Source organism: Propionivibrio sp. (assembly GCF_041441355.1).
Taxonomy (GTDB): Bacteria; Pseudomonadota; Gammaproteobacteria; order Burkholderiales; family Rhodocyclaceae; genus Propionivibrio.
In genome coordinates this window covers 15,670-28,343 of record NZ_JASDTF010000043.1, presented here as the reverse complement: position 1 = coordinate 28,343, position 12,674 = coordinate 15,670, and the positions used below count along the sequence as shown (strand labels likewise).

The following is a 12,674-nucleotide window of genomic DNA, read 5'->3' as shown; positions in this document are numbered from 1 at the left end:
GCATCCAGCGGTCTTCCCAGCGACCACCTGCCTGGAAGGCGCATCTGGATGCGCCTTCCAGGCAAGGTGCAAAAAACTCGCCGAGCACCACGGGCCGTCCTCAGCGCCCGACGCAACTAGGTTTCCGGAGATCGGCAGGCGCCCCGAAAACCCCGCCCGTCCCGCGTCAATTTCATTTCTTGGCCCGACTCGGCTAGACTTCGCCCCCTGACGCCACAAGAAAACGCAACGCGCCGCACCGATGTCTCGTCCCAAAACCAACGCCCTGATTGAATTCAAGGGCACGACGCTGCCCGTGGTCAGCGTCACGCTGCACAGCCTCGAGCCCGAAGTTTTGGCCCGGAGTGCCGCCGAGCTCTTCGGCGGCGATGCCTTCTTCGACGGCGACGCCGCCGTGCTTGAACTCGAGGGCCTCGCGGTGCCGCCGTCCGCGCCGATCGACTGGCTGGCCGTCCGCCGCACCTTTGCCGGCCACGGTCTGCATGTGATCGGCATCCACGCCGAAAACCCGGCCCTGCGCGAAAGCGCGGCCCGCGCCGGCCTGCCGCAGCTCGCGCCCTACACCCGACCGCGCCGCGCCGCCGAAGCGGAGGCCCCGGTCAAGGCCGCGCCTCCGCCGCCCCCTGCGCCGGCCCCCGCTCCGGCTGCTGTCGTCCCGCCGCCCCCGCCGCCTGCCCCGCCAACACTTCCGGTGCGCATCCTCGACAAGCCCTTGCGCTCGGGCCAGCAGGTCTATGCGCGCGGCGGCGACCTCGTCGTTCTCGCCGCAGTCAATCCCGGCGCCGAGGTGATCGCCGACGGCAGCATCCACGTCTACGCGCCGCTGCGCGGCCGCGCGCTGGCCGGCGCCAGCGGCCAGACCGACGCGCGCATCTTCACCACCCGCTTCGAGGCTGAACTCGTCTCGATCGCGGGCATCTACCGTACCTTCGCGAGCGGCATTCCCGACGGCCTCGGCGGCCGCCCGGTGCATGTCCAGCTGGCGCCCGACGCCGACGGCAAACGCAACCGCCTGACGCTGGCGGCCTTGAGCACCGACTAAGGCCGCACCATGACGACCCTTTTTTGTCAGACCCCTGCAGGAAGCTCCCTGCGCTTTTCATTGGAGAAACGTCCTTGACTCGCATCGTTGTTGTGACTTCCGGCAAGGGTGGCGTCGGCAAGACCACCACCAGCGCCAGTTTTTCCACCGGCCTCGCCCTGCGCGGCTTCAAGACGGCCGTCATCGATTTCGACATCGGCCTGCGCAACCTCGACCTGATCATGGGCTGCGAGCGCCGCGTCGTGTATGACCTCGTCAACGTGCTCAACGGCGAGGCGACGCTGACCCAGGCCCTGATCAAGGACAAGCACTGCACCAACGACAAGCTCTACGTGCTGCCGGCCTCGCAGACGCGCGACAAGGACGCGCTGAGCGAAGAGGGCATCGAGCGCATCCTGAAGGAGCTGGCGACGATGGGCTTCGACTACGTGGTCTGCGACTCGCCGGCCGGCATCGAGCACGGCGCGGTGATGGCGCTGACCTTCGCCGACGAGGCGCTGATCGTCACCAACCCGGAAGTCTCGTCGGTGCGCGATTCGGACCGCATCCTCGGCATCATCCAGGCCAAGTCGCGGCGCGCGCTCGCCGGCGGCGAGCCGGTCAAGGAACACCTGCTGATCACCCGCTACTCGCCCAAGCGCGTCGAGGAAGGCGAGATGCTCTCGCACGCCGACGTGCAGGAAATCCTGCGCATTCCGATCATCGGCGTGGTCCCGGAGTCGGAAACCGTGCTCCAGGCCTCGAACCAGGGCACCCCGGTGGTGCACCAGAAAAACAGCGACGTCTCCGAAGCCTACTTTGACATCGTCGACCGCTTCCTCGGCGAGGACAAGCCGCTGCGCTTCGTCGACTACGAGAAACCCGGCCTGTTCCAACGGCTCTTCGGAGGCAAGTAAGCCATGTCTCTCCTCTCCATGCTGTTCGGCAACAAGCCGAAGACGGCCACGGTCGCCAAGGAACGCCTGCAGTTGATCATCGCCCATGAGCGCAGCGGTCCTTCGCGGGCGCAGGATTTCCTGCCGGCGATGCAGAAGGAGCTGATCGCCGTGATCTCGAAGTACGTCGCCGTGAACCCCGACGACATCAAGGTCGCGCTCGAAAAACAGGGCAATTACGAGGTGCTCGAAGTCAACATCGTGTTGCCCGACGGCAAGCCGCGCTAAGCCCCGTTTCGCACAAAGCCCGTCCGCCGCCCGCCGGGGCGGCGGACGGGCTTTGTGTTGTCCACGGGAACCTCGACCTGCGCGCCGGCTCAAACGCCTTCGCGCCGCAACTGCCTTTTTTTTAGGCAGCAAACCGGGTAGAATCCCCCCCCTTCGCTCCCCCCATCGCAGATCCCACCCCATGCATTTCGTCGGCTTTACGCTCAGGAACAATCTTTTTGTCGCGCCGATGGCCGGGGTGACCGATCGTCCGTTCCGCCAACTGTGCAAGCAGATGGGGGCGGGCCTCGCGGTCTCGGAGATGGTGACGTCGAACTCGCTGCTCTACGGCAGCGCCAAGACGCAGCGCCGCGCCAACCATGAGGGTGAGGTCGAGCCGATCGCGGTGCAGATCGCCGGCGCCGACCCGAAGATGATGGCCGAGGCGGCGCGGCACAACGTCGACCGCGGCGCGCAGATCATCGACATCAACATGGGCTGTCCGGCCAAGAAAATCTGCAACGTGATGGCCGGTTCGGCGCTGATGCAGGACGAAAAACTGGTCGGCGAAATTCTCGACGCCGTCGTCGCAGCAGTCCCGGAAACGCCGGTGACGCTCAAGTTCCGCACCGGCTGGAACATGGCCAACCGCAACGCGCCAAACATCGCCCGCATCGCCGAGAACGCCGGCGTGCGCGCCATCGCCATCCACGGTCGCACGCGCTGCCAGCAATACACCGGCGAGGCCGAGTACGAGACCATCGCCCACGTCAAAACCCTGGTGAACATCCCGGTCGTCGCCAACGGCGACATCGACACGCCGGAGAAGGCGCGCCACGTCCTCGCCGTCACCGGCGCCGACGCGGTGATGATCGGGCGTGCGGCACAGGGCCGGCCGTGGCTGTTCCGCGAAATCGAACACTTCCTCGCCACCGGCGAGCACCTGCCGGCGCCGCGCGTCGACGAAATCCACGCCATCCTCCTCGCCCACCTCGAGGACCTCTACGCCTTCTACGGCGTGGAGACGGGCGTTCGCGTCGCACGCAAGCACATCTCCTGGTACACCAAGGGGCTGGTCGGCTCGGCCGCCTTCCGCCACATGATGAACCAACTCCCGACCGTCGCCGAACAGCGGCAGGCGGTCGACGCTTTTTTCCACGGACTGGCCACGCTCGGGGAACGCCTGAGCTACGCCCAAAACGATGCTCGCGACGACCGCGACAGCCAGCCGGCCGTCGCCGACGCCGCGTAAGTCCGTCGCCGTACCTGCCCTGCCTGCGCAGATGGGCAGGGTGAACAACAACAGCAACAAAGGGGCCTTTCGCATGAAACCGAAAAACGACCACAACGACATTTCCGCCTGCATCACCGGCGCGCTGCAAAGCTACTTCCGCGACCTCGACGGCGAGCAGCCCTCCGCCATCTACGACATGGTCATCAAGAGCGTCGAGCGCCCGATGATCGAAGTCACGCTGCAACAGGCCGGCGGCAACCAGACGCTGGCCGCCGAAATGCTCGGCATCAACCGCAACACCCTGCGCAAGAAGATCACCGAATACCGCCTGCTGTAAGCGCCTCGGGCCTGCCGCCCACCCCGCGTTTCCCGTTTCACCCTCTTTTTCCTCGTTCCACGCCGGCGCCCGCACGGGACCGCCCGGCGCGATCCACCTCCCTCGAGAACACTCAGCATGAAGATCCGTCAAGCCCTGATCAGCCTGTCCGACAAGCGCGGCGCGCTCGAATTCGCCCAAGGCCTCGTGGCCCAGGGCGTCAAGCTCCTGTCCACCGGCGGCACCGCCAAGCTGCTGCGCGATGCGGGCCTCGCCGTGACCGAGATCGGCGACTACACCGGCTTCCCGGAAATGCTCGACGGCCGCGTCAAGACGCTGCACCCCAAGGTGCACGGCGGCATCCTCGCCCGCCGCGACCTGCCTGAGCATCTGGCAACCATCGAGGCGCACGGCATCCCGACCATCGACCTCGTCTGCGTGAACCTCTACCCCTTCGCCGCGACGATCGCCAAGCCCGGCGTGACGCTCGAAGACGCGATCGAGAACATCGACATCGGCGGCCCGGCGATGGTCCGTTCGTCGGCCAAGAACTACGCCGGCGTGGCCATCGTCACCGATCCCGACGACTACCCGGCGCTGCTCGCCGAGATGCAGGCCAACGCCGGCGCGCTCAAGCTCGAGACCCGTTTTGCCCTGGCCAAGAAGGCCTTCACCCACACCGCGCGCTACGACAGCATGATCGCCAACTGGCTGACCGGCCTGCCCGCCGGCGCCGAAGCTCAGGCCGAGGCCGCCGCGCCGGTTCCGGCCGTCTTCCCCGAGCGCCTGCAGCTCGCTTTCGACCGCGTCGAGACGCTGCGCTACGGCGAGAACTCGCACCAGCAGGCCGCCTTCTACCGCGATATCACGCCGCTGCCGGGCAGCATCGCCGCCTACAGCCAGCTGCAGGGCAAGGAACTCTCGTACAACAACATCGCCGACGCCGATGCGGCCTGGGAGTGCGTCAAGGCCTTCAGCGCCCCGGCCTGCGTCATCATCAAGCACGCCAACCCCTGCGGCGTCGCCGTTGGCGCCGCGCTGCTGCCGGCCTACGAAAAAGCCTTCCAGACCGATTCGACCTCGGCCTTCGGCGGCATCATCGCCTTCAACGGCGAAGTCGGGATCGACGTCGTCGAAGCGATGAACGCCCGCAAGCACTTCGTCGAAGTGCTGATCGCCCCGTCCTACACCGCTGAAGCCAAGGCGGCGCTGGCCGCCAAGCAGAACCTGCGCGTGCTGGTCGTGCCGCTGGGCGGCAACCTCAACACGCTTGAACTCAAGCGCGTCGGCGGCGGCCTCCTGGTCCAGACGGCCGACGACTTCACCGCGCAGGCCGCCGGCCTCAAGGTCGTCACCAAGGTGCAGCCGACGGCGCAACAGATCGAAGACCTGCTCTTTGCCGAGCGCGTCGCCAAGTTCGTCAAATCCAACGCCATCGTCTTCTGCGGCGGCGGCATGACGCTCGGCGTCGGCGCCGGCCAGATGAGCCGCGTCGATTCGACCAAGATCGCCAGCATCAAGGCCAAGAACGCCGGCCTCGAACTCAAGGGTTCGGTCGTCGCTTCGGACGCCTTCTTCCCCTTCCGCGACGGCCTCGACGTGCTCGCCGAAGCCGGCGCGGTGGCCGTCATCCAGCCCGGCGGCTCGATGCGCGACGAGGAAGTCATCGCCGCGGCGGATGAGCATGGGATTGCGATGGTCTTCACCGGCGCCCGCCACTTCCGCCACTAATCATTCCCGCTCGAAAGCGCGGTGTTGCGCCAAGCCCCGTCAATCCTCATGGCCAGCCAGGCCATTCCGGTTGCCGGGGCTCGCCGCGCCTAGCGCTTTCTTCGCCGACCCCCTTCGGAAAAGGACTTCACATGAAACTATTGGTCATCGGTTCCGGCGGGCGCGAACACGCGCTGGCCTGGAAGCTCGCCCGCACGCCCGGCCTGCAGAAGGTCTATGTCGCCCCCGGCAACGCCGGCACGGCCCGCGAGCTTGAGCTCGAGAACATCGACATCAGCGCGCCCGAGGCGCTCGCCGACTTCGTCGAGCAGGAAGGCATCCACCTCACCGTCGTCGGCCCCGAAGCGCCGCTCGCCGCCGGGGTGGTCAACGTCTTCCGTGCCCGCGGCCTCAAGATCTTCGGCCCGACCAAGGAAGCCGCCCAGCTCGAAAGCTCGAAGGACTTCGCCAAGCGCTTCATGGCCCGCCACGGCATCCCGACCGCGGCCTTCGCCACCTTCACCGACGCCGCCGAGGCCCACGCCTACGTCGACGCCCAGGGCGCGCCCATCGTCATCAAGGCCGACGGCCTCGCCGCCGGCAAGGGCGTCGTCGTCGCCATGACGCTCGCCGAAGCGCACGCCGCGATCGACGACATGCTCGCCGGCAACAAGCTCGGCAGCGCCGGCGCGCGCGTCGTCATCGAGGAATTCCTCGACGGCGAGGAAGCCAGCTTCATCGTCATGGTCGACGGCAAGAACGTCCTGCCGCTCGCCTCCAGCCAGGATCACAAACGCATTTTCGACGGCGACACCGGCCCCAATACCGGCGGCATGGGCGCCTACTCGCCCGCCCCGGTCGTCACCCCGGAAATCCACGCCAAGGCGATGCGCGAGATCATCCTGCCGACGGTGCGCGGCATGGCCGCCGACGGCATGCCCTACACCGGCTTCCTCTACGCCGGGCTGATGATCGGCAAGGACGGCTCGGTCAAGACCGTCGAGTTCAACTGCCGCATGGGCGATCCGGAAACGCAGCCGATCATGAGCCGCCTGAAATCCGACCTCGTCGCCCTCGTCGAACACGCCATCGCCGGCAAACTCGATCAGATCGAAGCCGAATGGGACCGCCGCGTCGCGCTCGGCGTCGTGCTCGCCGCCGCGAACTACCCGGACACCCCGAAGAAGGGCGACCCGATCCACGGCCTGCCCGCCAAGGGCTGCGAAATCGCCGAGGACGTCCGCGTCTTCCACGCCGGCACGGCGGACAAGGACGGCCAGGTGGTCACCACCGGCGGCCGCGTGCTCTGCGTCACGGCCCTCGGCGACAACGTCAAACAGGCTCAGAAAGCCGCGTACGACGCGATCACCGGCCTCCACTTCGACGGCATGCAGTTCCGCCGCGACATCGGCCACCGCGCGATCAACCGCTAAGCATCCAGCGCGGCGCCTTCCGGTGCCGCGCTTTCTGGCATCATGGCCGTCTCCGCCCCACAAAGTCGAGCACCATGACCGCCCACCCCGACCTCTCCGCCCTCCACGCCTATTTCAGCGGCCTGCAAGGCCGCCTCGTCGCTCAGCTCGAAGCGCTCGACGGCACGCCCTTCCGGCGCGACGCCTGGGACCGCCCGGAAGGCGGCGGCGGGGTTTCGGCCTTGATCGAAGGCGGCAAAGTGTTCGAACGCGGCGGGGTCAATTTCTCGCACGTCGCTGGCGCCGCACTGCCACCTTCGGCCACCGCCGCGCGGCCGCAGCTCGCCGGCCGGCGCTGGGAGGCGCTCGGCGTGTCGCTGGTGCTGCACCCGGAAAATCCTTACTGCCCGACGGCGCACATGAACGTGCGCTTCTTCGTCGCCCAGCCGACCGGCCCGGACGACGTTCCGCTGTGGTGGTTCGGCGGCGGCATGGACCTCACGCCCTACTACCCCGAGACCGAGGACATCCGCCACTTCCACGCCAGCTGCCAGGCCGCGCTGACGCCCTTCGGGGCCGACGTGCATCCGCGCTACAAGGCGTGGTGCGACGATTATTTTTTCCTCAAGCACCGCAACGAACCGCGCGGCGTCGGCGGCATCTTCTTCGATGATCTGAACACCACCGGCCCCGGCGGCGAAACGGCCTTCGAGCGTTGCTTCGCGCTCACCCGCGCGGTCGGTGACGCGTTCGCCGACGCCTACCTGCCGCTCGTCGAACGCCGCCGCGCCACGCCCTACGGCGAACGCGAGCGGGACTTCCAGGCCTACCGGCGCGGGCGTTACGTCGAGTTCAACCTGGTCTGGGACCGCGGCACGCTCTTCGGCCTGCAGTCGGGCGGACGGGCCGAAGCGATCCTGATGTCGCTGCCGCCGATCGTCAAATGGCGCTACGACTGGCAGCCCGAGCCAGGCTCGCCCGAAGCGCGGCTCTACGAACTGTTGCCGCCGCGCGACTGGGTTTGATTCCGATCCACAATAAAACCGATACTTTGTCGACGGCGCCTCGTCGTGCTACAGCACTGTCTTCGGCTTGTCTTCGCGTCTCGCTTTTATTGCGAATCGGAATAGGCCGCGCCCCTACTTCAGCACCCCCCGCACCACCCGCACCCGTTCGGGGTGTTCGACGCTGAGCTTGCCCTTGGCGCCGTGCAGGTTGCCGCAAGCGCAGGCGACCTTGATGTGCGGCACCGAGCTGACAACCTTTTCGCAGTCGAGGCATTCGTAGTACAGCTCCGCGCCGGTCGGCAACGCACCCGCCGGAGGCGCGTCTTCGAGCGGGTAGAAATTGTAGATCTTGCGCATGTCGATCATCGCAACGGCTCCGGCCGGATACGGGGCACCGCCAATCGTCCAAGGGCGCGGGAGCGCCGGCTTAGCCGCTTGAATGCACGCCGTACAAACGGTGAGAAGGGGCGGGAACGACGCGGCCGGGGCCGCGCCATGATCCAGCATAGACGCGCGTTCGCGGCCTTGCCGAAGGGCGTCGGTAACGCGCCTCAGGACGGCCGTTCGGCGGCGGCGCGATAGTGCGGCAGCGCGGCGTCGGGCTGCCCGGTGGCCTCGCAAAGCTGCGCCAGCGCAAGGCGCACGACGCGCGTATCGGCGCGGGTCAGCGCCGCCTCGAGGTAGCCCTGCGCCGGCCCCCACAGCCGCGCGGCCAGGCACATCCGGCCGAGCGCCAGGAGCAGATCGGCATCCTCGCCGTGCGTCGCGAGCCAGGCTTCGGCACAGGCAATGCGCGGCGCCGGGTCGCCCGGAAGCTCGCCGTAGAACCGCACCAACTCGCCGTCCCAGGCCCTGGCCAGTTGGGCCTCCAGGCAGCGCCGGGCAGCGTTCGTCTCGCCGCAGGCGGCCAGCGCGCGTGCCGCGGCCGCGGCGACGGGGGCATCGAATTCGCCGTCGGGTATCGAATCGACGCGTGCGCGCAAGGCTGCGCGGGCATCGGCCAGCGCCGACGGCGCCGACAGCTCCGCGAGGCGTCCGAGATGGGCCGCCTGGCGCACGCGTGCAGCTTCGTCGGCCGGCAGCGCGGCGTGCTTTTCGAGCAGGCGCGAGAGGCGCAGGACTTCGTCGTGATCACCGCACAGGCGATGCGCACGCAAGGCCAGCAGCAATTCGGCGAAGTGGCGGCCAGCCCCCTCTTGTGCCTGCGCCAGCGCCGCCAGCGCCGCAGGGCCGTCGTTGGCGGCAAGGTGCATTTCGGCCTCGAGCAGGTAGCTCGCCGGTTTCAGGTTCGCTTCGCCTTGCCGCGCGCGCGCCAGCCAGTCGTTCTGCTTCGCCGGCTCACCCAGACGTTGCGCCGCGCGGGCGGCGATCAGCGCAATCAGGCCGGGATGACGGTGCGCGGCATGGGCTTCGCCCGCCAGCTTGAGCACCTGCGCATAGCGGCCTTCGAGCAGCAGGCGAACGCATTCGAACAGCGCCGCGTCGGCCTTCTCACGCTGCTTGCGGGCGCGGAATTCGCGCACCCGGCGCGGCAGCGAGGCGGTCAGGGCAATCCCGCGCAACAGGCCATAGACCACGACGAAGACGGCCAGCAGCAGAAGCAAAGCCAGATTGAGCGAAATTTCCGCACGGTACGGCGGCAGGACCAGGAGCAGGTAGCCGTCGTTGTACTGCGCCGCCAGAGCCACGCCGGCGGCAAGCGCGCACAACGTGAGCAGCCAGAGCAAAGCCCTCATCGCGCCTCCTTGCCGGCGCGCAAGGACCTGATCGCCGACAGGCTGGCGTTGAGCGTCGGCAACTCGGGCGCGATCTCGCTGACCTGCAGTTGGGCAAGCGCGGTCTGCGCCGTGCGCACGGCTGCGGTGCCGCCGTCGAAATGACGCTCGAGCCAGAGCTGCGCCTGCGCGAGCTCGTTGCGGAAAGTCCATTGATCGCGCATGAGCAGCGCCAACCGGGCGTTGAGCAGGCGCAGCTTGAGGTTCTCGCGCAGGAAGAAACTCTGCCCCGGCGCCATCAGCACCGGTTCGCTGCGGTCGAAGCGCTGGATGCGGATCAAGCCGCGCAGTTCGGACCACAGTTCGCGCCCCAAGCGCTGCCAGTATTCGCCCTTGGCCAGCGCGGCCAGGGAGAACGGCTCGTTCGCTTCCGGCATGAAGTCTTCGCGCGGCCGTCCATCGACGACGAGCGGCAAGCTGTCGATGGCGACGATGACCGTGTCCAGGCGTACGTTAAGCCCCGGATAATCGACCAGTGGCTGGGCCTGCAGGCGGTCGAGGTCGCGCAACAGCACCTTGCGCAGGCTGATGAACTGCGGCCGATTGCTCGCCGCCAGGCGGGCATCGGCGGCCTGCAGGACCAGCACCGCGCCCTGCACGTTGCCGGCGAGTTGCAGTTGCTGCGCGGCCAGGGTGATGCCCTGCTCGATCTCGGCGAGCACCCACTCCTCACGCCCGCGCGCCAGGTCCTGATAGAGCTTTTCCAGCGCCGCCTGCTGGCTTTGCGATTCGGCGAGCCGGTTCTCGAGTTCGTCGACTTTGTCCTGCAAGCGCCCGACCTGCTCCTGTCCGGCCTGGACCAAGCCCTGATTCTTGGCCACCGCCGCCTCACTCGCGCTCAGACGACGCGCCAATTCCTTCTGCGTCCCCGACAAGCGGGTGCGCGTGTCATAGGCCTGCCAGCCGGCCACCAGCAGCGCCAGCACGGCCACCACCACCCAGGGGGTGACGGCGGCAAAGCGGTCGGCGAAACTTTTTTCGGACGGCGGCGTGCGCGCCGGCGGCGAAGCCTCGGCGCTTGCGCCGGACGCCGGTTGGGCGCTGGCGGAGGATTCGGTGGCGGCGATGGACGGAGCGCTCGCCGCGTCGGGGAGGGGGGAGGTTTCGTTCGGACTACTCATTTTCGGACCACGGGTATTCGCGCAGGGCGCGCAGGATGCCGGCATCGGCCGCCCCGGTCTGCACCACGCGGCGCAGGCCCAGTTCGGCGGCCGTGGCGGCGATGCGCGGATGCGGCACAAAGCACGGCAGATGGGTCAACCGTGCAGCATTTTCAGTATCGAGCAGGGCAAAAAGGTTGCGCAAACCCTCGCTCGAGGAAACGGTCAGCGCATCGACCGCCTTGTTGCGCAGCCACGACACGAGCGGCTCGGCCCGGCCTGGGGCCAGGCGCCGGTAGCAAGCGACCGCGTCGACCTGAGCGCCACGCTCGGCCAGCGTCGAGGCGAGCAGGTCGCGCCCGCCGTCGCCGCGCACCAGCGCCACGCGGCGGCCGACCACGGCCGCCGGCTGCAGCTCGGGCAATTCGAGCATGCCTTCCGAATCGAAATGCTCGGCCGGCACCCGGGCAACGACGCCGAAATCGGCCAGCCGCGCGGCGGTGCCCGGACCGACGCCGATCGCCGTCAGCCCCTCGGGCCACGGCCCCACGGCAAGCAGGGTCGGCAGACTGTGTTCGACCGCGTTCGGGCTGACGAAGACCGCCAGCGCATAGGTGGCGCGGGCCGCGACGAAGGCCGCGAGCGGCTCAGGATCGGTCGCCGGGGCAATGTCGATGAGCGGAAAACACCGCGCCTCGCCGCCTTCGGCGGCAATTGCGGTGGCCAAGGGCGCGGCTTGCGCCGCCGGCCGGGTGACGAGGATGCGTCGCCCGGCGAGGCATCCGGAAACGGCTATCGCGCGGGTCGTCACGCGTTGCCCGTGCCGGCCGCGGCGCAGGCCAGCGCAGCCAGGATCTCTTCGCCGCCCTCGGCACGCAGGCGCAATGCGAGGCCTTGACCCAGCGCCTCGGCCTCGTCGAGCCGCCCCCGCGTTTCGCCGCGCACCATGCGGGTGCCATCGGGCGTGGACAGAAAACCGCGCAAGTGAAGCCCCCCCCCCTCGAGCTGGGCATACGCGCCGAGCGGCACCTGGCAACTGCCGCCGAGGGCGCGCGAGAAAGCGCGCTCGGCCAGCACGCAGGCGGTCGTCTCCGGGTCGGCGAGCGGCGCGACCCAGGCCGCAAGCTCGGGCCGCGCGGCGGGAATTTCGATCCCCAGCGCCCCCTGACCCGGCGCCGGCAAGGACAACTCGGGCGGCAACAGCGCCCGGATGCGCGCCGAAAGCCCGAGGCGGATCAGGCCAGCAGCGGCAAGAATGATGGCGTCGTAATCGCCGGCGTCGAGCTTGCGCAGACGGGTGTCGAGGTTACCGCGCAGGCTCTCGATGCGCAGCTGCGGGAAGCTCGCGCGCAGGAGTGCCGCGCGGCGCAGGCTGGAGGTGCCGACCACGGCGCCGGGCGGCAGCGCTTCGAGATCGGTATAGCGGGACGAGACAAAAGCGTCGAAGGGCGTCTCGCGCACCGGTATCGCGGCCAGGACGAAGCCCTCGGGCATCTCCATCGGGATGTCTTTGAGCGAATGCACAGCGAGGTCGGCGCGCCCTTCGCCCATCGCCACTTCGAGTTCTTTGATGAACAGGCCCTTGCCACCGATCGCGGCCAGCGGCCGGTCAAGGATCTGGTCGCCGCGGGTGGTCATGCCGAGGATCTCGACCGCCGCCGAAGGATGGAGGGCGCGCAGCCGGTCGCGGACATGTTCAGCCTGCCACAGGGCCAGGCGCGACTCACGCGAGGCGATGACGAGGCGCGACGGAGCGGGAACGTTCTGGGTCACGGCAAAACCTTGGCGACGAAACGAAAGACGGGGAAGGCAAGGTGGTCACGGCATGCAGCCGCAGCCTCTTGCTGCGGTTTTGATTCTAACACGGCCGCATCAGCGCCCCCGGCGCTGCGGGGCCTTGCCCGCCGCCCGCATGCAAGGCGAAAGACGCGCCGCG

At 68.4% G+C, this 12,674-nt stretch carries 13 protein-coding genes; 8 read left to right on the top strand and 5 right to left on the bottom strand.

Annotated features, from left to right (window positions below):
• Positions 1-241: 241 nt before the first annotated feature.
• The 8 genes from minC (at position 242) to hemF (ending at position 7,881) form a co-directional block, all read left to right on the top strand.
• Positions 242-1,042: a septum site-determining protein MinC gene (gene minC, locus QMB55_RS14470; RefSeq protein WP_497589440.1), complete on the top strand. Its 801-nt coding sequence runs from the start codon at positions 242-244 to the stop codon at positions 1,040-1,042.
• A gap of 74 nt (positions 1,043-1,116) precedes the next feature.
• The gene (minD, locus tag QMB55_RS14465) at positions 1,117-1,938 is read left to right on the top strand and encodes a septum site-determining protein MinD (RefSeq protein ID WP_497589439.1); all 822 of its coding nucleotides are present in this window, start codon (positions 1,117-1,119) and stop codon (positions 1,936-1,938) included.
• Between the two features lie 3 nt (positions 1,939-1,941).
• Positions 1,942-2,205: a cell division topological specificity factor MinE gene (minE, locus tag QMB55_RS14460; protein ID WP_497589438.1), complete on the top strand. Its 264-nt coding sequence runs from the start codon at positions 1,942-1,944 to the stop codon at positions 2,203-2,205.
• Between the two features lie 181 nt (positions 2,206-2,386).
• Positions 2,387-3,436: a tRNA dihydrouridine synthase DusB gene (gene dusB, locus QMB55_RS14455; protein ID WP_497589437.1), complete on the top strand. Its 1,050-nt coding sequence runs from the start codon at positions 2,387-2,389 to the stop codon at positions 3,434-3,436.
• 73 nt (positions 3,437-3,509) lie between these two features.
• On the top strand, positions 3,510-3,755 hold the full coding sequence (locus tag QMB55_RS14450) for a helix-turn-helix domain-containing protein (RefSeq protein WP_497589436.1): 246 nt from the start codon (positions 3,510-3,512) through the stop codon (positions 3,753-3,755).
• 117 nt (positions 3,756-3,872) lie between these two features.
• The gene (purH, locus tag QMB55_RS14445) at positions 3,873-5,465 is read left to right on the top strand and encodes a bifunctional phosphoribosylaminoimidazolecarboxamide formyltransferase/IMP cyclohydrolase (protein ID WP_497589435.1); all 1,593 of its coding nucleotides are present in this window, start codon (positions 3,873-3,875) and stop codon (positions 5,463-5,465) included.
• Positions 5,466-5,596: 131 nt separating this feature from the next.
• Complete coding sequence (gene purD / locus QMB55_RS14440; protein WP_497589434.1) at positions 5,597-6,877, top strand: phosphoribosylamine--glycine ligase; 1,281 nt, start codon at positions 5,597-5,599, stop codon at positions 6,875-6,877.
• 74 nt (positions 6,878-6,951) lie between these two features.
• Positions 6,952-7,881 carry an oxygen-dependent coproporphyrinogen oxidase gene (hemF, locus tag QMB55_RS14435; RefSeq protein WP_497589433.1) on the top strand — a complete coding sequence of 310 codons (930 nt, stop codon included), beginning with the start codon at positions 6,952-6,954 and terminating at the stop codon, positions 7,879-7,881.
• A gap of 114 nt (positions 7,882-7,995) precedes the next feature.
• On the opposite strand, the gene QMB55_RS14430 is transcribed toward hemF, so the two are convergent.
• The 5 genes from QMB55_RS14430 to hemC all read right to left on the bottom strand — a co-directional run bounded on the left by QMB55_RS14430 (position 7,996) and on the right by hemC (position 12,511).
• Positions 7,996-8,229, bottom strand: coding sequence for a hypothetical protein (locus QMB55_RS14430; protein ID WP_497589432.1), 234 nt, complete (start codon positions 8,227-8,229; stop codon positions 7,996-7,998).
• Positions 8,230-8,414: 185 nt separating this feature from the next.
• Positions 8,415-9,599 (bottom strand): heme biosynthesis HemY N-terminal domain-containing protein, encoded by a 1,185-nt coding sequence (locus QMB55_RS14425; protein ID WP_497589431.1) that lies wholly within the window; start codon positions 9,597-9,599, stop codon positions 8,415-8,417.
• Entirely contained in the window at positions 9,596-10,759 is a 1,164-nt protein-coding gene (locus QMB55_RS14420; RefSeq protein WP_497589430.1) for a uroporphyrinogen-III C-methyltransferase, read from the bottom strand. The genes QMB55_RS14425 and QMB55_RS14420 overlap by 4 nt, the downstream gene beginning before the upstream one ends.
• A complete protein-coding gene (locus tag QMB55_RS14415) occupies positions 10,752-11,549 on the bottom strand; it encodes a uroporphyrinogen-III synthase (RefSeq protein WP_497589429.1) in 798 nt (265 codons plus the stop codon). Before QMB55_RS14415 ends, QMB55_RS14420 begins: the two co-directional genes overlap by 8 nt.
• Positions 11,546-12,511 (bottom strand): hydroxymethylbilane synthase, encoded by a 966-nt coding sequence (hemC, locus tag QMB55_RS14410; protein WP_497589428.1) that lies wholly within the window; start codon positions 12,509-12,511, stop codon positions 11,546-11,548. The genes QMB55_RS14415 and hemC overlap by 4 nt, the downstream gene beginning before the upstream one ends.
• Positions 12,512-12,674 lie beyond the last annotated feature (163 nt).

Coding starts and splice junctions, on each gene's coding strand:
- minC (WP_497589440.1), top strand. CDS start 242: ATGTCTCGTCCCAAAACCAACGCCCTGATTGAATTCAAGGGCACGACG.
- minE (WP_497589438.1), top strand. CDS start 1,942: ATGTCTCTCCTCTCCATGCTGTTCGGCAACAAGCCGAAGACGGCCACG.
- dusB (WP_497589437.1), top strand. CDS start 2,387: ATGCATTTCGTCGGCTTTACGCTCAGGAACAATCTTTTTGTCGCGCCG.
- QMB55_RS14450 (WP_497589436.1), top strand. CDS start 3,510: ATGAAACCGAAAAACGACCACAACGACATTTCCGCCTGCATCACCGGC.
- purH (WP_497589435.1), top strand. CDS start 3,873: ATGAAGATCCGTCAAGCCCTGATCAGCCTGTCCGACAAGCGCGGCGCG.
- purD (WP_497589434.1), top strand. CDS start 5,597: ATGAAACTATTGGTCATCGGTTCCGGCGGGCGCGAACACGCGCTGGCC.
- hemF (WP_497589433.1), top strand. CDS start 6,952: ATGACCGCCCACCCCGACCTCTCCGCCCTCCACGCCTATTTCAGCGGC.
- QMB55_RS14430 (WP_497589432.1), bottom strand. CDS start 8,229: ATGATCGACATGCGCAAGATCTACAATTTCTACCCGCTCGAAGACGCG.
- QMB55_RS14425 (WP_497589431.1), bottom strand. CDS start 9,599: ATGAGGGCTTTGCTCTGGCTGCTCACGTTGTGCGCGCTTGCCGCCGGC.
- QMB55_RS14420 (WP_497589430.1), bottom strand. CDS start 10,759: ATGAGTAGTCCGAACGAAACCTCCCCCCTCCCCGACGCGGCGAGCGCT.